The following is a 24,189-nucleotide window of genomic DNA, read 5'->3' on the forward strand; positions in this document are numbered from 1 at the left end:
TCAAATGGAACACTACTGTTACCTGCCTCTGGTCAGCCTCGGCGCCCCGGCGGACGAAGGCGTCTCAGGAAAAGCTGGACAAGGGCGGAGACGCCCGCACTCCAGGCCGGCAGTTTGACCTGTCCCATCCTGACCTCGTAGGGTATCGCTATCTCGCCGCATCTCTCGCCGCTGATGGCCAATGCCTCCAGCTTGATGTCCTGGGAGAACGACCAGCCATCGCTTCGAAGCTGCATGCGAGAAAGCAATTCGCGCTTGAAGACCCACATCCCTGAAAGGATGTCATTGAACTTGGCAGAAAACAAGAGCCGGGCACAGACTGTGAAGATTCTGTTGCCTATTGCGTTCCTGAGACTCATGGCATCCCTGCGCTGGAGCGGGAAGCGAGATGCGCTCGCAAAATCCAAGCCACGGGCCTCGAATTCGTCCAGGAGCTTCGCCAAGAGATGTATCGGATAGGTCCCGTCCGCGTCCGTTGTTGCGATTATCTCGCACGTTGCGCTCCTTAGGCCTGTGCGATACGCTCGACCGTAGCCCCGATTTGGCTCGACCATCACTCTTGCCCCGAAGGACCTCGCTATCGCAACCGACTCGTCCTCCGAGCCGTTGTCAACAACAACCACCTCGTCCACGAAATCGGGAACGGCCTCGAGAACGCCCCCGATTCCCTCCTGCTCATTGAGGCACGGAATAACTACGGATATGGTTCTGTCTTTGTACATCAGATCGCAAAATTACTTTGTCGAAGGTCGCAAAGGAAGGCTAAACATAAGCGTCATAGCACAGCAAAGTCAATTGAAAGCCGAATGTGGGGTCTGACCCTGGATTGAAGGAGCTATGACTTACGTTATCTTGGCCGTGTTTCAACACGGTTGAATCGGTGGGCACGATTGTATTGGCGTTCTGGCTTCAGAGGTAATTCAATAGGCGCTGGCGCATTGGATTCTAGTGGTTGCTTTCGGGTGGTTACGCCAAACCAAGCTCTTATTTGACTGCTTTGGGACCTTGTTGTCGCGGTGCCCGGGATTCGACCTTCGGGTTGGAGATGTCGAACGTTGACATCGCCAGCGAAATGGTGGATCAGATGCTGTCCCAACGAGGGGCCCAGGCAAAGGTCAAGAGCATCCAAGGAGAGCACCGAAATGCTCGGCGCCGTCCTAGACATCGTGGAGTAGACCGGCTAACGCTTGGCGCGGAGCTCAGGTCTCGTCCGTTTTGGATAGAACGCGCCGTCCGGCGCCTGCACCGGTCATTGCCCTCGTTTCTTTCCGGAACTCAAGAGCAACGTCAGTTCTCCTTTCTCTTGGACCTGTAATAGTCCATAACATCAGACAACCGGAATATCCTGAATCTGCCGAGGATTACACCCTCCAGCGACTGAATGACCACATCTGATTCGTCGAAATACGCGATGACTCCCCAGTCCGGACTCCAATCATACGACCAGAACCGGCCGGTTGGTCTTATTGGTTTTTCGAGGCGGAAATGTTGGATTGCCTGTCCATTCACGTCGAGTATGTGAGCCCCGACAATAACGCATTGATCTCGCTGGTCTGCCTTCTCGGTTTCAAGAAAGCCGAATCTCTTGGAGTTGCCTGTGACGCGAAGGCGGTCGCCCTTCCATTCCATGAGTCTCTGCGTAGTTCCCTCATTAGGGAGGTATGTCCATAGCGCAGAAACCGTTGCGCCACTTGCCTGAGACTCGTGCTTGACGAAGAAGACTCGCTCGAGGTCAGGAGTAACGCCCAAGATGTCATATACGTTGTCGGCGACCTTCTCGCCGCGGCGTGAAAGGTAACCTGGCCTTTCAGAATACATCTCGTCGGAGCGCCCGGATTGAGCATCGTAGCCAATGCCAACGTAATCCTGCTCGCCAAGAAGAATGAGTCCCCGATCGAGCTTTGTTGGGTCTTGTATCGTGCTGAAGGTAGCTTCTGTCAAGGAGAAGATCGTCGGGACCTTTACCCCCCAGCCCCCGCCCGCGAAATCCCAATTGTATGCCATGAAGCGACCATCCAGACAGTTGAACGCGTGGAGAGCGTCAATGACCCCCTCGGTCCTCATGACAAGGTGAGTCTCAAGCGAGTTGAGATGAAGCTGCCAGAGGTATGACCAGTCCGGGCAAGGGAATTCTGTGAGACGCTTGGAAAGCGCTGGCCTCTTCTCCCATTCTAGAAGGGGAATCGAATTGTCGGTACCCGGACTGCAGGAACTCGGAAGAAGGGGAGAGACCAGCCTCTTTCTCCCGGCCATCCTCACCGAGACCTCCTCAAGCCCCCCGTCTGCTCCCGTTCGAATTGCGCGGATCGAGGCCAACGTAGTGAAGAGAATCGTCTGCGTTCCCTGGGGAATACATATCTGCTTGCCCTGACCAAAGCCGAAATGGAGCCACCACCTCGCAGCCAGGCTAACCAGAACGGTGGTCAGGAGGACTAGCAAAAGAGCGAGAACAAGGAGCACCTTTTTCCAGGTTGCGAGCTTTGACCAGAACTTCATCGTAATAATCCTCCTGCCAGATCAGGCCGTCCCCGGCAATCCGGAATTGAATGACTTGATCATTTAGATGCTAACGCCGCGTTTGAAGCGATTGAATGGCCAAGCGCCGACGGTCAGTCCTCATCAGTCCTCTCCGCTCCCATGTGCTCAATCGCGTCCTTCAGTAGGCGAACGTGCCTCCTGGAGCGCACCTTGTCCCTCAACAGCTTTATAGCAATGCAAGCTATACATAGGACGAGAGCCGCAATAGACATCGCCGCACGAAGCCTGTTGGCCCAGTCTGTGAGCAGGCCAAGCGACGCGCCGACTGCAAGGCACAAGATTCCCAGCCAAAAGAATAGCCGCCTTCGGCTGAATGCTCGCTCGAGGCTAATGAGCAAAAGAACCGTCCCCGCGCCCCAGAAGCCGATATAAACCTGCACGAGCGGTCTAGTCGAGGAAGCGATGCCCGGCTCAATCACGCACCATCATCTCCCGCCTCACCCATTTCGCCTGCTGTGCGCCCTGCGTCCACGCCGCTCGTTTCGGAATCAAGAACGAGGCGCCTGAGCGCCATCGCATAGACGACTCCGCGCAGGATGATGCAATCGACCACCAAGAAAGCGATTCCGACGGTGAGCATCACCCTCCCAGGGGCGAGGCCCATAATCGACAGAGCAACGGCCAGAACCGCCAGCGTCGCGACGCCGACGATAACGGTGGTGGCGACCTCTTGCCGATACCGCTTTTTCGAGGACATTCGCTCGCGGGCCCACGCGACAGGTTCCTTGAAATCGTAGCCCAAAAACATGTCGTCCTTTCTTTCTGTGAAGGGGCAAGAAAACTGCCTCGCGCCTCGCTTCACCGGAACGAGGATACAACAGCTGCGATTCGGTTCCAACATGAACCCAATCAGACCTTGCTTAGGGCCGCCTGCTTCGGTATCGTAGCATCTGAAGTCGAGGCGCTGCCCCTGCAAGCTAGCTTTACAGGAGAAGACTGGTGAAATGAGAGCGCGAAGGTTAGATTGGCTCATCCCAGCGCTCCTTGTGTCGTTGCTGACGCTCAGCTGTGCCGCGCCCGAGTCTAGCCTTGAAAACGCCCGCACAATCCTTCAGAAGGCCATCGGCCTCTATACGGGCACATCTGGCTGTGAGGACCATGCCGTGGCCAAGTCTTTTTTCCTGAAAGCGTCCGAGACAGGCGATCCTCTGGCGCAGATGTGGGTCGCGAGTTTGAGTCGGGCTGGCCAATGTGGCTTCAAACGGGACGCCAAATCAGCCCGGAAGATGGCAGAGGAGGTCATTGACCAGGTTCGTTCGCTTGCTGGACAGGGCGACATCGAGGCGGCATACTTGCTGGGGATAGCCTACTGTCGCAGCCTCGGCGTCAAAACGGATAAGAAGAAGGGCCTCATGTGGTTGGTCAAGGCCGCTGAGGCTGGGCATGCGGAGAGCATGAACGTTCTAGCGAACGTTTACGGCGGAGGATGGTTCGGTGTCCAGAAGGATTTCGATAGGTCTTTCGCGTGGTGTCTCAAAGCAGCGGCGGTAGGCCATGCATACGCCATGGCATCGGCGGCCTGAAGTTACTTCCGCGGCCGGCGTGTCCGGCAGGACTGCGAGAAGTCGCTGTATTGGCGGCGCAAGGCTGCTGCGGCGGGTCAGTCCCACTCGATATATTTCCTCGGATACATGTATTACAAGGGGGAATGCGTCGAGCAGGATTATAGTGAGGCCGCGAAGTGGCTTAGCAAAGCAGCCGAGGCGGGTGACAAGGACGGGATGTATTATCTCGGCAAAGCCTATGAGAACGGCAACGGAGCTGAGCGGGACCAGGACAAAGCGCGGGAATGGTATGAGAGAGCCTCCCGCCTTGGGCACAAGAAAGCAAAGAAAGCTCTAGCCAGGTTCAAGACCGAGCGGGAGAGCCTGCCGAAGCCTCAATAAAGCTCTCGGCCTATGCCGCTTCAGTATTGGACCCCACCGGATTCTCTTGTGGCTACACATCCTCTTGCGGACAGCGCTTAACCTTGAAACAATACTCGCCAATAGTGACGCTTTTGGATTCAATGGGATCAAACGAGGTTGAAGCATGACAGTCGCTTCGGATAACAAGCTCAAGGGCTACCGCGGCCGAGCCAAAGATGTTTTGACAGGTCTCGGCGCGAGGGTCTGGGCCGACGTTGAGGTCTCAACAACGAAAGGCCATTACGTCGGGTTAATCCTGCCGAGGTCGGAGACTGCGGACGACCAGCACATGGTCCTGAAGCTCCGCACTGGATACAACATCGGCATAAGCGTGAACACTATCACCGAGATCAAGGAGGTTGGCTACAAGGAGGCGCACTACAAGATACCGGAGAAGGAGTTCCCGAAGGACCCCAGCAAGCCGAACGTTACGCTACTGGGGACCGGTGGCACGATCGCATCGCGCCTCGATTACAGGACTGGTGCTGTGATTCCGGCGTTTTCGCCGGGCGAGCTTTACGGGGCTGTGCCGGAGCTTGCCGACATCTGCAATCTGAAGACGATCAAGCTCTTCGGCATCTTCAGCGAGGATATGTCGCCGCTTCAGTGGACCACTCTCGCAGACGGGATAGGACGTGAGATACGAAAGGGCGTCGATGGCATCGTCATCGGCCACGGCACGGACACGATGCACCACACGAGCGCCATTCTGAGCTTCATGGTCCAGAAACCGCCGGTGCCTGTGGTCCTGGTTGGCTCCCAGCGCTCGAGCGATCGACCTTCGAGCGATGCGGCGCTCAACCTCATCAATGCGACGAGGTCTGCGGCGTTCGGTGAGATAGCGGAGGTTCTGGTCTGCATGTTCGGGCCGACGAGCGATGAATACTGCCTGCTGCATCGCGGGACACGCGTCCGCAAGATGCACTCCAGCTATCGCAGCACCTTCAGGACGATCGCTGACACACCCGTGGGACGCGTCTCGCCGACGGAGTACGTTGTTCTGAGAGAGGACGTCAACCGCCGGCGGAGCGACAGGAATGTGATCATTGATACGGCCTTCGAGGAGAAGGTCTCCATTGTCTATTATTACCCGAACATGAAGCCGGACATAATCGAGGCGCTGGTCGATAACGGGTATAAAGGGATCGTAATCGCAGGGACAGGCCTCGGCCACGTGAATAAACCGCTTTACGAGCCCATCAAGCGGGCGTGCGACAAGGGCGTCCACGTCTTTATGACGGTGCAGACGCTTTGGGGCTACGTTCAGATGTTCGTCTATGAGACCGGACGCGAGCTGATGCAGCGTGGCATCGTTCCAGCCGCGAACATGCTCCCCGAAGTCGCCTACATGAAGCTCTGCTGGGTCTTGGGCCACACGCTCGAGCATGAGAAAGTCGTTAAGATGATGCTGACGCCCGTAATGGATGAGATAACAGAGCGTGAGCCTCATGACGGCTACCTGGTATTTCAGGGCGGCCTGCCCGAAGTGCAAGAGATGCTCAGACACCTAGTCAAGTGAGGCGCTGACGGATTCGGCCCTGACAACCTGCCCGGTATTCATAACGAGTTGTGTTTCCCGGCAGGTTCCGTCCGCAATTGCGGATGGCGTTGCGGAACTTCGCCAGGCTTTGATTGACGCTGGCGCCTCGCAGCGCGGCGACAAAGACTTCGCGGGTGACACTGACGGGAATCCAGAGCCGCTGGCCGACGCCGAAACTCTATGAAACGGCTCAACGATTCCTATTTTGTAGAAGTTTACATGCACAACTGATTTGTGAGGCAGATCCCGAGTCCAACGAGAAAACTGTTGACATTGATTGTACCTGTGGGTATGCTTCGCTTGAGACGGAGTCTGTTGGCGGTCTGAGCTGCGCGCGTAGGGCCAAAGAACGCAGGCTCACAAACCCCGCCAACTTGCTTCCAGCAGAAGATTGTGGACGAAATGTTGAGGCAGTCATTGGAACCAAGAGACTCGAAAGGGGTGATGCCTTGAGGTGAGAGCGAGAGAAGTCGTAAGCGCCACGTATGGAATAGTCTGACGAGGCGGCGAGTCGTTTCGTCGCCACTGCAACAAATGCACAGGACGCGTTTGTTCTTTTAGTCCAAACAGACTTATTTCCTCAAGGAGGAAGATTCCGATGAGAAGGATTAGCATGATTTCGTTTCTGGTCTTGACGCTAGCCTTTGTGATTGCGGCTGATTCATCAGCCCAAACCCCGGGGCGGTCAGGCGAAGTAATTCCGGGTCGGTTTATCGTTGTCTTGAATGATGACGTGGACAGCCCGGCAGATGTGGCTTTTGAGTTATCAGCTCGGCATGGGTTAGCTCTCGGCCATGTTTACCACATGGCCCTGAAGGGATTCTCTGCACACATTCCCGCTCAAAGACTGTGGGCCGTGGAATCCGATCCCCGGGTGAGTTTCGTTGAACCTGATAGGATTGCCTATGCCATAGGGGAACTTCCCACGGGCGTCGATCGCATTGACGCTGATTTGAGTCCGGCGGCCAACATTGATGGCAAAGATGATCGCGTGGATGTCGATATCGCCATCATAGATACTGGCATCAGCAACACACATCCGGACCTCTATTATTATACCGGTGTCAACTTCACAGACACAAGTGGTACGAATCCGGGCGGCGACGATGACTACGGCCACGGCTCCCATGTTGCAGGGACCGCAGCCGCTATTGACGATGGCATCGGCGTGGTTGGCGTGGCCCCCGGCGCCAGGCTATGGTCAGTGAAAGTGCTCGATAGCACGGGCTCCGGATACTTTTCCTGGGTCATCGCCGGGATAGACTATGTGACCGACCATGCCGACGAGATCGACGTTGCCAACATGAGCCTGGGTGGCACCGGAAATCTTCAGTCTCTACGCCAGGCCCTTCAAAACAGCGTCGCTGCTGGGGTCTTTTATGCCGTCTCTGCTGGAAATGACAAGAAAGACGTCTATGGTCGTGATGGCAGGTTCGGAACCCGAGACGATTTTATTCCCGCGGCTTATCCTGAAGTGGCGGCTGTGTCGGCTCTGGCTGATTCAGATGGGGAACCTGGTGGACTGGGCGGCGGAACAAGCTACGGAGCCGACGATACGTTCGCGACTTTCAGCAACTTCAGCCGAAGTGTCGTTGGGGGCAATCCGGTCGATTCTCCTGGCGCGGCAATCGACCTAGCCGCCCCGGGCGTTGACATCCTTTCCACCTTCAAAGGAACCGACTACGCGATTGGAAGCGGGACCAGTATGGCCTCACCTCACGTTGCGGGCGCCGCTGCTCTGTACATTTCGGTTCACGCCAAGCCCACAACTGCCGCTGACGTTGCGGCAGTTCGCCAGGGCTTGATTGACGCTGGCGCCTCGCAGAGCGGTGAGAAAGGCTTCACGGGCGATCCTGACAAGAACCCGGAGCCGCTGGTGAACGTTGAGGGCCTGGGGGGCGAGGGCGACTCCGACGGCGACGGCATCCCCAATGCGGAGGACAACTGCCCGAATACTGCGAATCCAGGCCAAGAGGATGCAGATAACGATGGCGTCGGCGACGTCTGCGACAACTGCCCGACCGACTATAACCCAGGCCAAGAGGACTGGGACGGCGACGGCGACGGCGACGTTTGCGACGATTATGACGGCGACGGCATTATGGATGATGTTGACAACTGCCGCGAGGTTCCGAATCCGGGCCAGGAAGACTCCGATGGCGACGGAGTTGGCGATGCCTGCGAGGGCGCTCAATGCGACATCAACGGCGACAGCGTCGAGGACAACCTGAACGACGTTGGCACATACATCAACGGCTTGACGATGGACAAGACGCTTAAGAGAACGCTCGTCGGCATTCTGAGGACTGCTCAGAGGTACTTCGATCAGGGCAAGACCAGCGACGGCTGCACCCAGCTCCAGAACTTCATGGATCAGGTTGCTGCGAATGCCGGCAAGTTCCCAGCAGGGGAAGCAGACAAAGTCCGCGACGGCGTGTGCTGCATCAACGACAGGGAAGCTGACTGGAATTGCAGCGGCTCGTGCCCCTGGGAATAGGATAGGTTAGATAGGGTTGAGAGGGGAGTGATCCCCTGACATAAACGTGCTGCGATATAAACGCCGGAGGGTTGCGCAGGGGCGAACCCGGGTATTCGCCCCTGACCTTCCGGAATCGTGCCGTAGGCGCGGCGCTTGCTCCGCCCTATGTCTGTTTGGCAGATCATAAGCAGGGTGCAGCAAGCGGCACCCCTACACGAATCTGCGACCTACAAGGCAGGCTGGAAAGCCCGTCCTACGCTGGCGCCCTTCAAACACCCCGCCTCGGATTTTGCTCTTTGCTTCGTGGTGGTATAGTCCTGATTGATTGATACTATAAGAGCGTAACGACGATAGGATGATGTCCAAGATGGAGTGCAAACAGAGGCAGAATCTGAAGTTCTGTAACTGCACGTATTCGTGCGACAAGAAGGGTGTGTGCTGCGAGTGCATCGCCTACCATCGGCGGCTGGGCGAGCTGCCTGCGTGCTATTTCCCCAACGATGTCGAGAAGACCTACGATCGCTCCATAGCACGTTTTGTGGCGCTTCATGCATCGCGCAGATGAGTCAAGATTCGCCAATGGGCTCGATCAGAACGAGCGCTCTGTGAACTGCTTAAAGGAATCTGAGTATGGCTACTAGGGCTGAGCTCTTGAGGCAGCTGCCTTCGGTCGAGAAGCTACTGAATCGGCCGGAGCTACAGAACATCTCCCCCGATGTGGAGAGGTCCGTCGTCTCGCGCTGTGCGGGCGAAGTGCTGGAGGCGCTGCGCGGCTCGATTCTCTCCGAACAAGAAAATCCGCGCTGTTTCGTTGAAACACAGGGCAAACTGCGGCTCGATCTCAAGGCCTTGCTCGATGATGTAACCAAGAAGGTTCACGCGACGGTCTCGTGCAGCATGAGGCGCGTCGTGAACGCTACTGGCGTTATCCTCCACACCAACCTCGGCCGGTCGGTTCTCCCGAAGGAGGCCATAGAGGCCGTGGTAATGGCTGCGTCGGGCTACAGCACGCTGGAATACGACGTTGACAAGGGGATGCGCTCCAAGCGCTGGGAGCATGTGGTCGAGCCGCTGGTAGCTCTATCCGGGGCCGAGGACGCCCTCGTCGTCAATAACAACGCCGCCGCAGTTCTACTCTGCCTCAACACGCTCGCGGCTGGCAAGGAGGTCATCGTCTCACGAGGCGAGCTCGTCGAGATTGGCGGGAGCTTCAGGATGCCGGACGTCATGGCAGCTTCCGGCGCCGTCCTTCGCGAGGTTGGCTCAACGAACAAGACGAAGCTTTTGGACTATGAGCATGCGATAACGGACGACACGGCGCTCATCCTGAAAGTTCACACGAGCAACTACCGAATCGTCGGCTTTACGGAGGACGTCTCCGCACAGGACCTGTCCGTGTTGAGCAAGAGATACAAACTCCCGTTGATGGTCGATTTAGGCAGCGGACTTCTCGCTTCCGAAGAGTCGCTTGCCATGCCTGATGGCCTTAGGCTAGACGAACCAGTTGCACGGGACGTGGTGGCGGCAGGGGCGGACGTCGTAACCTTCAGCGCGGACAAGCTGCTGGGTGCGTCACAGGCCGGCGTCATCGTTGGCAAGAGCGATTACGTCAGGAGGATCGCGGCCAATCAGCTGGCCAGGGCGCTTCGGATAGACAAGCTCTCGCTTGCTGCGCTGGACGCAACGCTCAGGCTCTACGTGAGGTGGCCGACACATTTCGCCGAGTTCATCCCCACGCTCTCGATGCTGACGGCCTCGGTCAATGGGCTGAGCGTTAGGGCGGAGGAGATTCGAGCGCGCCTTCGGCCCGCGCTGGGCGCCGACTTCGAGGTTGGGATCGAGCCAGGCTGCTCAAAATCGGGCGGCGGCTCGCTGCCTCTTCTCGAGCTGCCGACCGTCCTCGTGTCGGTTTCAAGCTCAAAGATGTCCGCTGATGCGATCGAGAGGGCGCTTCGCTTGGCCGAGGTGCCTATCATAACCAGGATAGCCGAGCAAAAGGTTCTAATAGACCCCAGAACCTTGCTTGAGGATGACATCGAGCCGCTCGTGGATGCGTTCCGAATGGCAGCCGCCAATGAAGACTAATGAACGCTGATACCGGTCTGCGGGTGCGAGAGGCTGTTGTTAAAGGTCCGTGCGCATCCGTGGTTTCAACGTCTCTTGAACGTTAGATGCCGCCAATGCAACGGGCTCACTTGCGCCTCGAGCCAAAGATAGCCTCAATCCTTCAAAGCGTCTCCCAGGTTGCCGATGCACAAAACGTGCCATGCTTTGTGGTCGGGGGCACGGTGAGAGACACTATCCTCGGAAGACCTGTCCTTGACCTCGATCTGCTCATCGACACCGCCAACCGAGCCGGCATCTCGGCCGACGAGTTCGCGAACATCGCCTCAGACCACCTACACGGCACTCATCCGGTCTGCTTCGACCGCTTTGGCACGCTTCACTTCGTGGTTGGTCCCGAGAGCGATTCAATGCAGGTCGAGATAGTTGGTGCTCCACTTCGCGTCTCCGACAGCTTCGTCATTGGCGATGAGAGCGACATCATGCGGAGGGATTTCACCGCCAACACGTTGCTTGTCGGCCTAAATGGGGGTAATTACGGACGATTGTATGACCTGACTGGGCGAGGCATCGACGACATCAAGAGGCGTGTCCTGCGCTGCCCTCTTGAACCTCACATTACCCTCGCCGATGACCCCATCAGGATGCTCCGGGCGGTCCGGCTTTCTTGCTCGCTCGCTTTGGAGGTCCATAATTCGGTGCGAGAGTGCATTGCCCATAATCCGTCCCTCATCAATGAGGCGGCGGTGGAGCGCATCGGAAGGGAACTGGAGCTCATGATTCTCTCCGACAGGCCCAAAGATGGCTTTGAGATGCTGCACGACCTGAACCTCTTGCAGGTCGTCATGCCCGAGATCGAGGCGCTCGGCGGGATTATGCAGGACAAGCGCTTCCACAGCCAGGACGTTCTTCACCACACGTTTTCTGTGCTGGCAAACGTGCACCGGAAGGACCTCGCAACGAGGCTCGCTGCCGTATTCCACGATGCCGGCAAACGTCAGGCGCAGATGTTTAAGGACAGCCGCGTCGTGTTCTACGGTCACGAGCACATCGGGGCCGAGATCGCGTTGAAAAGGCTCCGTGCACTGCGCTTTCCAAACAAACTCACCAATGAGGTCGCCTCGCTGGTGAGAAACCACATGATCAACTACTCCGGAGAGTGGACGGACGCCGCAATCCGAAGGCTTATCAAGCGCCTCGGCCAGTCGCTGCAAAAGCAGCTCGACCTTTATGAGGCGGACATCGGGGCGCTCACACGATCGCAGCAATTGCTGGACTCCGCTCGCGAGCTGCGCAGGCGGATCGAGACGATCGACGAGAGGGAGCAGGTCGCCAAGATTGAAGCCCCGTTGAATGGCCATGAGATATGTGCGCTTCTGGGCATCGAGCCTGGCCCACTCGTCGGCAAATACAAGGCCAGACTCCTCGATGCAGTGCTAACCGGCCAGATAGCGAACGAAAAAGACGCCGCCCGAGAATACCTTTTTGAGTTGTGCAAGGACGAGAGTCTGTCTGCCGAGGCGGCTTCCAACGGAGACCGAGGGGACCAGCCCGAGTGAGCAAGCTGGGCGGACGGATTCTTCACGAGTAAGGACTAACCCTCAGTCCCACCAATCGAAGAAGTCGTGGTCCCTGGTCAATGAGACCCTTCTGACCGGGTGCTGCGCGTCGTCTGCGTCAATGATGATCCCCCAGAGTGGTTGAAAGGTCTTCGCTCGTAAGGAGTAGCGCATGTCACCGACCACATCCGGGCGGTCCGAGACCTTTGCCGTAAAGCCGTCGGCGAATCTAGAGAACCTCCTGAAGTCCCTCAGGACGGCTTGTTGTGTCATGGGCCTGTTAATCAGACCGTCCTCCGCGAAGACCTCGACCTCGTCGCCCTCCTCAACACTGGCCTTCCTGAAGGGAGCAACCACGACCTTGTCCGCATATATCTGGCCTCCAGCCCGATAAATAGACCTGAAGACGAACAGGTTGGCGAGCGTGGGTGTGGCCCGTCCATGTTGGACGGAATGTCCGCGACTTTGGGCCAGCTCTCGTTGAACAGCGAGGGCTTGGTGATTCTGCGTGAAGCCGAACGTTATATAGCTGATCACGAACAGCATTGCGACTATGGCGGGCGCATTGCTTCGCCTTTTGGCGGACAGAATGCAGCCAATCAGGAGCGGGACAGAGACCACCAGATCAACGATCGAGATGCAGTCCAGCGCATATCTCGAACTATTAAATGGCCAGAGGATGACCGTCCCGTAGCTCGTGCAGAGGTCGAGGGGCCCGTGCGTGATGTATCCCAGAAAGCTTGCAAGATAGATTAACTTGAAGTTCTCCCTTCTCCTGTAAAGCAAGTGGCAGATTCCAGCCGCAATGAGGGCACCAATGGGAACGAACGCGAGGGAATGCGTGAAGTGCCGGTGCATCGTCAATGCTAAGAGCGAGTCCTTCGAGGACCTAATGAAAACATCGACATCCGGCAGCGCTCCCGCGATGAGGCCGACGACCAGCGCCTTTGTGCCGAGCCTCTTGCCAAGAAACGACTGCACCAGTGCGGCCCCAAGGAGCGCCTGGGTGGGAGTATCCATCGATTCCTGTATCTATGTCATCTCAAAATGTGGTTTGGTCTTTCCTAGCACAACAGCTGTTCTTCGGTAGTTCAGAAAACGTTGGGGAGCTGACGGATGCTATCCAAAGTTGCTTTAACCTACTACCCGGAGCTTTCCTCAACAATCCTAATCTCCGCCTCCGTCAGGTCGTAGAGCTTAAAAGGCCAGCCGGTCGATGTCGCCGTCCGTCGGAAGTGGCAATCCACCAAGGACGCGAAGAACCACCAAGAAAGGAGGCGAACCACGAAGCACACGAAGAACCACGAAGAAGCGGGGATATAGCGACGCGGCCGCAACGTTCAATCCGCAATCCGCAGTCCGCAGTCCGCAATCTGACCGTCTGTCGCCTCAATCTGCCGCTTGGAAGGAGCGCACATTGAGGCTGTTTTTGCCAGAACGCAACCTTGAACCCGCTGAATTCGGACTATTGCGTGCGCAGCAGTCGGCGATATACTGTGTCTTAGAGCGTAGCGTATTGTGTGAATCTTGACGTAGGGCGGTTATGTCTGAGTCAATGTGGGATTTCGCTGCGAGATGCTGGTTGGGAGGAGACTATAATGCACAATGAATTTACGGCAATTATTGAGCAGGATGAAGGCTGGTTCATAGCCTATTGCCCAGAGGTCTCGGGCGCTAATGGACAAGGGCGCACGAAGGATGAGTGTCTCAAGAACTTGTCCGAGGCAATCGCTCTCATCCTCGAGGACCGGCGAGAAGACGCGTTTCGCGGTGTTCCAGAAAATGCTGAGCGGGCTATTGTCAGTGTATAATGAAGCGCAGTATCTTACTCAGAGATCTCCGGCGTAACGGCTGCTATCTCAAACGAGAGGGCAGATCGCATTCCCTGTGGTGTGACCCTCAAACTGGTCATATAGAGGCGGTGCCGCGTCATACAGAGATTCCCGACAAACTCGCGAGGAGAATCTGCCGTGCGCTGTCCGTGCCAGAACCGTAGGTGCAAGTCCCTTTGAAGTGCGGTGGCTTGACACCGCTTTGGCTCGTCGCGGCTTGATGCGACTTTGGCCATGATCAATTGCTTCCTATCATCCGCATTGCTTTTGTCGAGGCAAAAAGAGCTGTCCTTTAAGGGGCGGTGTCAAGCCACCGCAAATGAAAGCGGCGTCAAGCCGCCGCACTCCAAACTCAGGCTTTCCCCTCAACAATCTTAATCTCCGCCTCCGTCAGGCCGTAGAGCTCAAAAGACCAGCCGGTCGATCTCGTCGTCAGTTAGAACAGGGAATCCACCAAGGACACGAAGAACCACGAGGATTAGCGAAACCAGAACGGAAGCGGAGCTTTCAATCCGCAATCCGCAATCCAAAATGTGCCCCCCCTTCGGGGAACCAGAACGCGGCATCACGTCAATCCTAATTCCACTGCTACTCCGCGAAGGCTACGAAGCACGAGTTTCTTCTTGAGCAAAACCAGGCCCCACAGCCAACAACCCAACAAATCAGCTACCCATTTTGGGGAAACTCCTGAAGAATAGAAGCTCCCAGTTCAATTGCATTGCCAAATCCTGAGAGAACTCGTAGGATAATCGAAACGATGGGGGCTACATCGGTGTTGTACTACAGAGCTTTCGCCGAACGTTTTTGTGAGATGTAATAGGGAGACTCAGGGGCATGTTCAAGGGGTCGTTTGTTGCGCTGGTAACGCCTTTCAAGGATGGGAAGGTATCTTTTGAGGATTACGAGAGGCTGCTGGAGTATCACTTGCAGTCGGGCACGAGCGGCGTGCTTCTGTGCGGCACAACGGGCGAATCGGCCACAATTACGAGGGATGAATATCGGCAGATTCTCTCGTTCGTGAAGCGCGAGCTTCAGGGCAAGCTGCCGATAATAGCGGGCATCGGCTCGAACGACACACGCACAGCAATCGAGAACGCTCGCATCTGCGGGGAGATCGGAATCGACGGACTGCTTGCGATCTCCTGCTACTACAACAAGCCAACGCAGGCGGGGCACATCGCTCACTTCACCAAGGTAGCCTCGAGCACACGGCTGCCGATAATCATCTACAACATCCCCGGCAGAACCGCTGTGAACCTACTCCCCTCGACGCTTGAGAGACTCTGCGACGTGCCAAACATCATCGGCGTCAAGGAATCGAGCGGCGACATGAAGCAGGTGCTCGAGATAAGGCGCCTCTGCAAAGACAGGCTGACGATTCTCTCGGGCGAGGACCTGATGGTCGTGCCGATCCTCTCGATCGGAGGCAGCGGGGTCATCTCGGCGTCTGCGAACATCCTCGCGAAGGAGATGGCGGATATGTGCAGGCTTTTCTTCGAGGGGAAGGTGGCCGAGGCGGCCAGCATTCAGGTGGAGATTTCTGACGTCATCAACGCCTGCTTCATCGAGACCAACCCGGCTCCCGTCAAGACCGCCCTGGCCGCTATGGGTATGTGCTCTGGCGAGCTTCGGCTGCCGCTGGTCGAGATGGAGCCTGACAACAAGGAACGGCTACTTGCGGTGTTGAGGGAATATGGCCTCATCTGACGGCGATGCAGCTTCTGGCCCGCTAGAACTATGAAGACACGGCGTTGACCCTAACGACGATCGATGATTCATCCTTCATCCTTCATAATTCATCCTTCCAAAATGACACGGAGCCTTAGACTAATGAAGTATAAGCCAAGCTTACTAATCGCAGCGATGCTCACAGCGTTTGCGGCGTTCGCCCTCTCGGCGCCAATCCTTCAAGCAGCAAGCACGCCGCTCTCAACTGAACCGCTCCTTCTCACACCGGATGCGCTTGCGGCCCAGGACCTCAAGATAACCGACCTTGATGGGGACGGGAGTCTCGACATCGCCGTTGCCTGCTACAACTCGCCGAATGTCGTCTATCTCAACAAGTTCGGGGATTTCTCTGGATATTCTGAGTGGGAGTCGGCTGAGGCGGACTACACGCTCTCGCTGGCGCTCGCGGATGTTACAGGCGATGGCCTGCCGGACCTTTTTTCCGGCAACAGCATTGGGCAGAGCAACCGGCTGAACGTCAACTCGGTGGGCGGTCTGTCACAGGCGGCCGGTTGGAGCTCTTTCGACGCACGGTGGACGAACGCTGTGCTCGCCTACGATTTCGATCACGATGGCAACATCGACATTTTCGCGGGGGGCTCGGGCGAGAACGTCATATACAAGAATCTGGGCGCTGGCCTCGACGCTGCGCCGTTCTGGGTCTCGCCGAGTCGCATCGAGACGCGTGCGGCGGCAATTGGTGAGATCAACGGCGATGGCGTGCCGTTCCTTGCGGTTGGGAACGTCGGCGTCAACCGCATCTATCGCATCGCAGCGGGGCTTCCTGAGGACGACCCCGTCTGGACGTCGCCCGATTGGCAGGCCACGTACTCCCTCGACCTCGGGGATTATGATGCTGATGGCGACCTCGACCTGTTGGTTGGCAATCTTGACGGAGCTGACCAGGTGTTCGCCAACAACGAGGGCGACTTCGGTGATGGGCCGGTTTGGACATCGAGCGATGCTGGCGCAACGCGGTCGATAAGATGGTGCGATTTTGCGGATGACGGCTTTCCGGACGTGGCCGTGGCGACGTTCAGGTCCCAGGCTAACGCTATCTATTCGAACTCAAATGGCGTGATCGAGACCTCTGCCTCGTGGGTTTCTGACGATGCAGAGGACACAACCTCGATGCTGTGCACAGATCTGGATGGGAACGGGTCAACGGACATGGTCGTTGCCAACCAGGACGGATATGTCGTTGCCTACCTGTCTCTTTTGCATTCTGCTCCGTTTGTCGTCGAGACGACGCCCGAGGACGGGGATACAGACGTCGCAAGGGTCGCCCAGATAACGGTCTTGCTCTATGACTACGACGAGGACATGGATATTGGGGCGGTCGAGTTGCTCGTCAATGGCGATAGCGTGAGTTTCGCTGTAACAACCTCGAGCGAGGGCGCGACGGTGCAGTTTGCGCCAGCGGTGGGCTATCCGCCTGATTCTGAGGTCCACGTCACGGTTCGCGCTGCCGACGTCGAGGGCAACCAGATGCCCGACTACGGCTTTTCCTTCACAACTGCCGGCAACACAGCACCCACTCTCAAGAATGGCTCGGTGAACCCGCCGATCGGAGACACCGATGATGTTTTCAGCTTCTATGTGGATTACGTGGACGAGGACTACGACCGTCCCGATCGCGCTGATGCGGTGATTGTGGATGAGAGCGAGACGAGGGTGGCCACGCTCCCAATGCAGGTGCTCTCAACGTATTCATACAACGGCACGTATCAGGCGGCAACCAGCCTCGGGCAGGGCAGCTACTATTACTACTTCGATTTTGAGGATGCCTTCGGCGCCTCGTGTAGGCTGCCTGAGACGGGCTACTATTCTGGGCCCGAAGTTCAGAGGCACAACACCGCCCCCATGCTCGCCTCTCCCATGCTCAGCCCCCCGACGGGCGATGCCGAGACGACATTCTGGTTCTCGGTCTATTACTGGGACCTCGATGAGGACGCAGCATCGACGGCGAAAGTTGTCGTCAAGAGCTCCACGAGCGAATACTCCTGGGACATGGTCCTTCAAGATGGCACCGCGGACGACGGGACCTTCTCATATTGCGCCTCGCTTCCGGCGGGCACATACAGCTACTACTTCGACTTCGTCGATGAACGAGGCGCAAGTGTGAAGCTGCCGCCGGTCGGATATTTCATTGGCCCGGTTGTAACGGGCGAGAGTTCGCCGAGCATTCTCTCCTACGGTGGCGTTTCGCCGTCGCTGGGCTCAACGAGCACGGATTTTGAGTTTCGGGTTTACTACTTTAGCGCGGCTGGGGACGAGCCTTCCGTCTCCACGCTTTACTACAAGACGGAGTTGACGCATTCGGCAGAGATGACGCTTGGCAACGGGATGCTCTTCGACGGGGACTACACGTTCAAGACCAGGCTTACAGCTCAGACGCAGTGGTATTATTTCCGCTTCGTGACGAAGGGCGGCGATTCGGTGCGCCTCCCCCAGGAGGGGTATTTCTATGGGCCGAATCTCGCGGGACAAGGGAACGAGACGCTTCTGGACACCGGCGGGGTCGATCCGGTCATCTCCAGCGGGAACGGGACATTCACTTTCTCCGCGCACTACTACGATGCAGCCGGGGGTGCTCCCTCCGAGGCTGAGGTTCACATACAGGCCTCGGGCTGGTCGAGCTCCGAGACGATGGAGCTCGTAACTGGCGAGTCGCCCTCGAACGGGGAATACACACTAGAAACTTCGCTGAGCACGAACACATACGAATACTACTTCGTCTTCGTAGATAGCAAGGGCGCACAGGTCAGGCTCCCCGAGACGGGCAGTTTCTCAGGGCCTTTCGTTGGCCAGTCAAATAACCCCCCGTCGCTTAGTGATGCCAGTTTCTGGCCGCAATGCGGCACCGTGCAGGACACGTTCACGTTCTCGGTGCATTACTTCGACGAGGACGGCAACGAGCCTGGCATCGCGCGGGTGATTCTGCACGCTGGCGGCGAGGTAGTTCCTGCCCAGCTCGAACTCACATCGGGAACTGCCGCAAACGGGACCTACTCCGTCGAGACGAGCGTGCCGGCCGGCGAAGTGCGGTATCGTTTCCGTTTCGTCGATACGAAGGGCGGGGCGGCGGCGTCCCCTGAGGCCGAGCTGGCAGAGGGCCCGACCGTTGGCGACTTTACGCTATCGCTTGCGGTCGATTCTGACGTCCTGTGGCCGCAGGACACTCTGAACCTGACGCTGAGCATCAACAACATGGCGTCAACCGATCTTGCGGCCATGTTCGCCGCAGCGATCGTTTTGCCGACGGGCGAGCTTATCTACTTTCCCGACTGGGGGATGTCGCTTGCCGGGCTTGATCTTGATTTCCCAGCAGGTTTCGAGCTATCAAACTATCCCATACTCACGATGCAGGTGCCCGATAGCGCACCGACGGGAGACTACATAGCCTACGCCGGCATCTTCGGGACGGGCGATTTCGGCTGCGTCCTCAGCGACCTCGCGCAGTCCACCTGGCGCATCCAGCCGGGCAAGTAGCTCTCCGCTGACATGGGATAGAGCGAGGCGAGGTCTATCCGCAGATTACACAGATTACGCAGATTGAGAAGCTTGGTTAGGCCCATAATCGAGATAAAGAAGGACGAAGAAAGAGACCTGGCGTCTCTTTGTGTTTTTCGTGGACAGTCTGTTCGGTTGGAGGACGCTCCATTTCAATCTGTGAAATCTGCGAAATCTGTGGACGCTTTCCTACTCAGTCGTTCCTTTATGGAGGGTTCTCCCAGCCGGTAGATGCGGATTGTCGGCCCGCCGCGGAGAGGATTCGGGGTGAACTCCTTCAAGAGATGGCCCTTCTGGAAGAGCTCCTTGTAGAACCTCACCTGACGGGGATAGCGACTCGGCATCGAGCAGTACCTGCCATATATGGCGCTGCTGACCACGAGGTAGCGATAGCCGGCATCATAATAGTTCCGCAGGCTGCGGACTTCGGCCAGTGTGTAGTTGTCCTGAACCACGAGGTCCGTATTGTCGAGCACCGCGGAATACGTCTCATTGGCGACCTTGCTCCCAGGCGGCAGGTTCCGCAGCATCCACTCGCGGGCAATGACCCTTGCGCTCGGGCTCGCCTCGCGTAGTGTCATCAGGAGAACGTTTTTCAGCGGCATAGCTGAGATGCAGAGGATTAAGACAGTGGTCAGAGCGGCCCTTTGCTTCCGGTTGAGGTTGAAGATTGCGGATAGACCGAGAGCGGCTGAGTAAACCGCGTCGGCCGCCAGGATGGATATGAGCGGCAGAATCTGTATCATCCACCTCGCCCAGTGGAGGCCTGATAGCGATGCCGAGAGGATAAACACCGCGACGAAGCCAAGCACGATGAGCTGCTCCGCTCGCCGTCTGATGATCGTCAGAACCGCACCTGCAACTGCCAGGAGAGCGACCGGCCAGGTGATAGCTCTTGGAATCGCGGTAGTAATGTACCAAGTCAGGTTGCCGGTATAGGAGAGCCCGTCCGCGCCAAAATGCTGGGAGCGGTCTTCGGAGCGCAGGTTCGCCTTTGCCGTCTCAAAATCCAGGAAGAAATAGGGGCTGGAGAGCGCAAATCCAAGAATAAGAGCGACTAGTCCCACCGCGATTGGCCGCCACAGGGCTAGAAGCCGCTGCTTGTCGTTGCGGCGGCGAATTATGGCCAGTATGTCAAAGGCCACAAGAAGAGGGATGAGCGTAGCCATGAAGTATCGTGAGGCAATCGCAAGGCCTGTCGCGAGGCCCGCCAGCACCGAGTGCTTGAGGCAAGGCCGGTCGATGAACTTCAAATAGAACCAGATGGCCACCGCCCCAAAGAACAGGCCGGCCATGTCCGTCCTGACCAGCCGAGCGTAGTAGATGATAAGGGGGGACAGGATTGAAAGCCAGGCGCCGATAAGGCCAACGTTCTCGCCAAAGAGGCGCCGCCCGATCAGGAAGATAAACGGTATGCTGGCGAGGGCATATAACACGGTGAGCAGGCGGGCCAGCATGAAGAACTCGGATGAGTTCTCCTTTGCTGATCTCATTATTTGCTGGTCGGGGCGCAGGAAGTTGCCTCCGTGCTCGACGCAGTTCCAGACATTGAAAAGGAGAGCGAGTGGATAGATCACTGTGGAGCCGGGATTGCCGAACCAATGCGGGTTCAGGTCTCCTGTGGCGGCGATTCTCAGGGCCGGATTCACGAAGATCTCCTCGTCAACCTCGCTGATGTGTGGCAGGTCCTTACGGATGCCTGCGAGGAGCATCCCGGCCGCCACGCCGATGATGGCTACGAGAACCCAAGTGCTCTTGGCGGTGCTGCTTCTGTTGTCAGTCGAGCTCGATCGCTGCATGTCACGAGGATACTAAATCACAGATTGAGCGGCAAGGGGCTGACCCGTCCCGAAAAATCAGATTGACCTGGGCAGGAGACGGCCGTTTGGAGTGCGGCGGCTCGACGCCGCTTTCTTTGGTGGTGGCTTTGTACCACCTTCTGACTGAGTGCCGGCCAACCACCATACGTGACAATTGCGCACATTGCGGCGACTTCTCAAACCCAGCGCCGCGTCAAGCCACGGTAAGCTAAAGCGGTGTCAAGCCACCGCAGTCCAAAGCACCCAGCGCCTACATAAAGTCGCCGTTCGTCCGGGCCAAGAGGCGCTTGAGGCGCTTGCGGGCGCGGGTGTGCCTCTGCTCGATGGCCTTCTCGGTCAGACCTGCCAGCTCGGCGATCTCACGGTTGGTGTAGCCTTCCATCTTCTTGACGAAGACGAAGCGCTGGCCAGAAGACAACAACGCTAAGGTCTGCTCCAGCAGCATGCGCAGATCGGTCCGGTCAGTCGGTTTATAGCTTATGGCCTGAATTGCGTCGATCTGGAAGCGGTTCATCGCTACCGTCGATTTGGCCTCCAAACCGTGATAATCCATGGGATATGTCCGACGCTTCCGACTCTTGCCGCCACCATAAGACAGCTTTCTGACCTTGTCACACAACTCAGTACACGTATCGCGCTTTTCACACTCGCCGCATATCGTCATCTCGACACATCCTCCTGCTGGGAAAGGTTCTGAAGAATCGGCGTGCCCTGGGCCAATTGAGCCCGTCTGGCCCTCTCGATCCGCCTCTTTAGAATCGATGCTGTCTCGTCGTAACCATATTTGTGGCAGAGCCTCATCAGACGCACTCGCCTCCTCGTCTTTCTGTCCATTGTTTCTCCTTTCTCGCCTTTCCCTATCTCGCTCATCATCTCCACTTATCCTTTCACGCCCGCATATCTGTGCTCCGGCAGAGCAACCCGCGCCGTCGTCAACGCCCTGTATATGACCGAGATGACGGCGTCCAGCATGTCCTTCGAGCTGGTCGGAGGGTGGTCGGGGATGCCGCTGTCCGTTACCTGAAGCGACTTGATCTCCGCCTCGAGAATCGGATGCGGATACAGCGACACCCAGCCCTTATACAGGGCAAACTCGCCCAGCTGCCAACACTCTCTGCTCTTGTCAGGAGAGAAGTAGTCAACTTGCAAGCCGCGCTTCGTGAGCAGCTGCGACAACAGCTCCCGGTTGAAGCCATCGATGCTCACCGAAAGCCGATAAAACCCCGCGCCGTCGTGCGTCTCCCACGGCTCGAGGCGCCTCGCCGGCCTGAACTCGCCTCGGCCAGCTTTCAGAAACTGCACGAAATCGCACAGGTCCTCCGCATCGACCGGCCTTTGGTTCGCATATTGAAATCTCGTAACAAGGTCGAAAAAAACACGATAGAGAACGTGTCCCCCTTGCCCGACGGCCTGCTCCACGTGCCCCAGTGCGAACCCGCAGGCGTCGCCCTTGCCAGATTTGCCGCCGGTTGCGAAGTCGATGTGTGCGAAGTACTCCCGCTCGGGATGGCCGGAGAACTCGTTTGAGAGCCGCCGTTTCTGCATCAGCACTGATTCGGGAATATCCATCTCAGGCTCGCCGGGTGGGGATAGAAACGGCAGCGGCGGCTTTCGATCGCGGTCAATGCAGCATGTGATGCGCGCAAAATCGAAGAACGGCGACTCGGCGAGGTAGGGCTGCGCTCCGAAGTCTCTCGCCGTCATTATTGGGTTGTTCTTGAAGTCATCCTCGTAGTCGAGGATTGTCTCGTCGTCCTTCAGCTCCCACGATGGGGCCTGAACCGCGAGCCGCGAGCCATCGGTGCACGCACAGATGCCCATGTCGAACTCTGAAAGCCCAGCCCTCCTGATCGCGTCGGCCTCGGCCACCTTCGGCGCATGGCAAGGCGCCCGCAACGGAACTGAATCGACGTCTATCACGCTGCCCGCCTGTTTGATGCGCTCGATCTTACGGAACAGGAAATCGCCCCGGTGCTTCGGCGAGGAGATCAGGATGATCTTGTAATGGTTGGGGAATCTGGTCCTACAGCTGCCATAGAACGCGTTGTAGTTCTTCTCGGCAAGGCTGGTCGGGTAGCCGCTGTCAGAAAGCGAACTCAATCCCTTCGCCTCAGTGAAATACGAGGCCTCGTCAATGATGCCCAAGATCGTGTTGGCGCCGAGCCACGCCTCGGCCCTGGAGTGGCCGCAGAGTATCTCGATGTTGTTGGGGAAGATGAATCTGTCGGCTAGCTTCTCAAAGCCGAATCGCTCGAACCAGCGGGCGGGATTCTTGCCGGCCTTGCCGGCGATCTTGATCTCGAGCTCCTTGAAGACGGAGCGCCTGGCCTGCTGGCTATCAGTAGCGAGGTTTATGATCTGGATACCAGAGCCGGGGGCGATGTTGGGCAGGGCGTGCTGAGGCGACGGCACGAGGCACGAGAGCGTATAGACCATTCGGCAGGCCATACATGCCGCAAAGAACGACTTGCCCGAATCCTTCCCTAGGCAGAGATATATCTCCCTGATCGCATCGTCGTCGGCAAGGACCAGAAGCTGCATCAGCCGCCGGTGCACATAGGGTCCGCCAGCGGCGTCAGTGAGGCCCAAGTAGTCGTTTGAGAGCAGAAACTCCTCCATGCCGCAGGGAGGGCGCTGATAGACTGGGTCCCAAAATATGCTCCGCTGGATGTCCATGAACTCAGCCTCGGCCCCCTCGATGAGTCCCCAAAGCGCCTTCGCCATCCTCACCCTCGTCAGCGGGTTCATCGAACGAAAGCTCTGCTTGATGCTCTTCTCTTTGCTGTACTTTCTGGTCTGTCTCGCCTTGTTCACGTGATTTGCTACCTCTTGTGCCGGGTCGTTTGCCCACGGGAAGGTTCAGTTCTTTCAGAATTGATGCGATCGCACTTCTGTCGCGCCTCGACAGCGAGAGCGCCCAGAGGTCCTTGGCGACCTCCTTCGCAGCACTGTTTTGCCCGTGGCCGTCCTGCTCGATCTGCTTGACCTCCTTGGCGAATGCCTGAAGCGTCTTGATGTAAGTCGCTACCGTCTTCTCGGTCTCGGGCCTCAGCCGTCCGTTCTTCTCTTCTTTTGCTACGGCCGTCTTGAACCGCCGCTCAACCACCCTCAACAGCGTCTGCCACTTGGCCATCAAGCCGCTTTGACACTCGCGTCCTGCCTCCTCGTGCTCGCTAGAAGTCATTTAAACCTCGCTCGTTACTTGTTGA

The 24,189-nt window shown here is 57.4% G+C and carries 22 protein-coding genes; 11 read left to right on the forward strand and 11 right to left on the reverse strand.

Annotated features, from left to right (window positions below; genetic code table 11):
* Nucleotides 1–32: 32 nt before the first annotated feature.
* The 4 genes from VM163_10765 to VM163_10780 form a co-directional block, all read right to left on the reverse strand.
* A complete protein-coding gene (locus VM163_10765) occupies nt 33–722 on the reverse strand; it encodes a glycosyltransferase family 2 protein (protein ID HUT04359.1) in 690 nt (229 codons plus the stop codon).
* A gap of 565 nt (nt 723–1,287) precedes the next feature.
* Nucleotides 1,288–2,496 (reverse strand): hypothetical protein, encoded by a 1,209-nt coding sequence (locus VM163_10770; GenBank protein HUT04360.1) that lies wholly within the window; start codon nt 2,494–2,496, stop codon nt 1,288–1,290.
* 113 nt (nt 2,497–2,609) lie between these two features.
* On the reverse strand, nt 2,610–2,957 hold the full coding sequence (locus tag VM163_10775; GenBank protein HUT04361.1) for a hypothetical protein: 348 nt from the start codon (nt 2,955–2,957) through the stop codon (nt 2,610–2,612).
* Nucleotides 2,954–3,511: a hypothetical protein gene (locus VM163_10780; GenBank protein HUT04362.1), complete on the reverse strand. Its 558-nt coding sequence runs from the start codon at nt 3,509–3,511 to the stop codon at nt 2,954–2,956. Before VM163_10780 ends, VM163_10775 begins: the two co-directional genes overlap by 4 nt.
* Between VM163_10780 and VM163_10785 the strand changes: the two genes are divergently transcribed.
* The 7 genes from VM163_10785 (at nt 3,483) to VM163_10815 (ending at nt 12,087) form a co-directional block, all read left to right on the forward strand.
* Nucleotides 3,483–4,061, forward strand: coding sequence for a tetratricopeptide repeat protein (locus VM163_10785; protein HUT04363.1), 579 nt, complete (start codon nt 3,483–3,485; stop codon nt 4,059–4,061). The two genes, VM163_10780 and VM163_10785, sit on opposite strands and share 29 nt — an antisense overlap.
* A gap of 90 nt (nt 4,062–4,151) precedes the next feature.
* A complete protein-coding gene (locus VM163_10790; GenBank protein HUT04364.1) occupies nt 4,152–4,424 on the forward strand; it encodes a tetratricopeptide repeat protein in 273 nt (90 codons plus the stop codon).
* 145 nt (nt 4,425–4,569) lie between these two features.
* On the forward strand, nt 4,570–5,964 hold the full coding sequence (gatD, locus tag VM163_10795) for a Glu-tRNA(Gln) amidotransferase subunit GatD (protein ID HUT04365.1): 1,395 nt from the start codon (nt 4,570–4,572) through the stop codon (nt 5,962–5,964).
* Nucleotides 5,965–6,583: 619 nt separating this feature from the next.
* Entirely contained in the window at nt 6,584–8,482 is a 1,899-nt protein-coding gene (locus tag VM163_10800) for a S8 family serine peptidase (protein HUT04366.1), read from the forward strand.
* A gap of 349 nt (nt 8,483–8,831) precedes the next feature.
* Nucleotides 8,832–9,029 (forward strand): DUF6485 family protein, encoded by a 198-nt coding sequence (locus tag VM163_10805; GenBank protein ID HUT04367.1) that lies wholly within the window; start codon nt 8,832–8,834, stop codon nt 9,027–9,029.
* A 65-nt stretch (nt 9,030–9,094) separates the two neighbouring features.
* Nucleotides 9,095–10,549, forward strand: a complete 1,455-nt coding sequence (gene selA / locus VM163_10810) for an L-seryl-tRNA(Sec) selenium transferase (GenBank protein ID HUT04368.1) — start codon at nt 9,095–9,097, stop codon at nt 10,547–10,549.
* A gap of 95 nt (nt 10,550–10,644) precedes the next feature.
* Nucleotides 10,645–12,087, forward strand: a complete 1,443-nt coding sequence (locus VM163_10815) for an HDIG domain-containing protein (protein ID HUT04369.1) — start codon at nt 10,645–10,647, stop codon at nt 12,085–12,087.
* A 42-nt stretch (nt 12,088–12,129) separates the two neighbouring features.
* On the opposite strand, the gene VM163_10820 is transcribed toward VM163_10815, so the two are convergent.
* Nucleotides 12,130–13,107, reverse strand: a complete 978-nt coding sequence (locus tag VM163_10820; GenBank protein HUT04370.1) for a metal-dependent hydrolase — start codon at nt 13,105–13,107, stop codon at nt 12,130–12,132.
* Between the two features lie 177 nt (nt 13,108–13,284).
* Nucleotides 13,285–13,431, reverse strand: coding sequence for a hypothetical protein (locus tag VM163_10825; protein ID HUT04371.1), 147 nt, complete (start codon nt 13,429–13,431; stop codon nt 13,285–13,287).
* 254 nt (nt 13,432–13,685) lie between these two features.
* Between VM163_10825 and VM163_10830 the strand changes: the two genes are divergently transcribed.
* The 4 genes from VM163_10830 (at nt 13,686) to VM163_10845 (ending at nt 19,139) form a co-directional block, all read left to right on the forward strand.
* Nucleotides 13,686–13,898: a type II toxin-antitoxin system HicB family antitoxin gene (locus tag VM163_10830; protein ID HUT04372.1), complete on the forward strand. Its 213-nt coding sequence runs from the start codon at nt 13,686–13,688 to the stop codon at nt 13,896–13,898.
* Nucleotides 13,898–14,083 carry a type II toxin-antitoxin system HicA family toxin gene (locus VM163_10835; GenBank protein HUT04373.1) on the forward strand — a complete coding sequence of 62 codons (186 nt, stop codon included), beginning with the start codon at nt 13,898–13,900 and terminating at the stop codon, nt 14,081–14,083. Before VM163_10830 ends, VM163_10835 begins: the two co-directional genes overlap by 1 nt.
* 670 nt (nt 14,084–14,753) lie before the next feature.
* Nucleotides 14,754–15,626, forward strand: a complete 873-nt coding sequence (gene dapA / locus VM163_10840; GenBank protein ID HUT04374.1) for a 4-hydroxy-tetrahydrodipicolinate synthase — start codon at nt 14,754–14,756, stop codon at nt 15,624–15,626.
* Between the two features lie 123 nt (nt 15,627–15,749).
* Nucleotides 15,750–19,139 (forward strand): FG-GAP-like repeat-containing protein, encoded by a 3,390-nt coding sequence (locus VM163_10845; protein HUT04375.1) that lies wholly within the window; start codon nt 15,750–15,752, stop codon nt 19,137–19,139.
* Nucleotides 19,140–19,312: 173 nt separating this feature from the next.
* Here the strand turns inward: VM163_10845 and VM163_10850 are convergent, their stop codons facing one another.
* The 5 genes from VM163_10850 to VM163_10870 form a co-directional block, all read right to left on the reverse strand.
* Entirely contained in the window at nt 19,313–20,959 is a 1,647-nt protein-coding gene (locus VM163_10850) for a glycosyltransferase family 39 protein (protein HUT04376.1), read from the reverse strand.
* Between the two features lie 271 nt (nt 20,960–21,230).
* Entirely contained in the window at nt 21,231–21,644 is a 414-nt protein-coding gene (locus tag VM163_10855) for a sigma-70 family RNA polymerase sigma factor (GenBank protein ID HUT04377.1), read from the reverse strand.
* A complete protein-coding gene (locus VM163_10860) occupies nt 21,641–21,814 on the reverse strand; it encodes a hypothetical protein (protein ID HUT04378.1) in 174 nt (57 codons plus the stop codon). Before VM163_10860 ends, VM163_10855 begins: the two co-directional genes overlap by 4 nt.
* Nucleotides 21,815–21,859: 45 nt before the next feature.
* A complete protein-coding gene (locus VM163_10865) occupies nt 21,860–23,704 on the reverse strand; it encodes a hypothetical protein (GenBank protein ID HUT04379.1) in 1,845 nt (614 codons plus the stop codon).
* The gene (locus VM163_10870; GenBank protein HUT04380.1) at nt 23,661–24,164 is read right to left on the reverse strand and encodes a hypothetical protein; all 504 of its coding nucleotides are present in this window, start codon (nt 24,162–24,164) and stop codon (nt 23,661–23,663) included. Before VM163_10870 ends, VM163_10865 begins: the two co-directional genes overlap by 44 nt.
* Between the last annotated feature and the right edge of the window lie 25 nt (nt 24,165–24,189).

It is taken from the genome of bacterium, from assembly GCA_035527515.1.
Lineage (GTDB): Bacteria > B130-G9 > B130-G9 > B130-G9 > B130-G9 > B130-G9.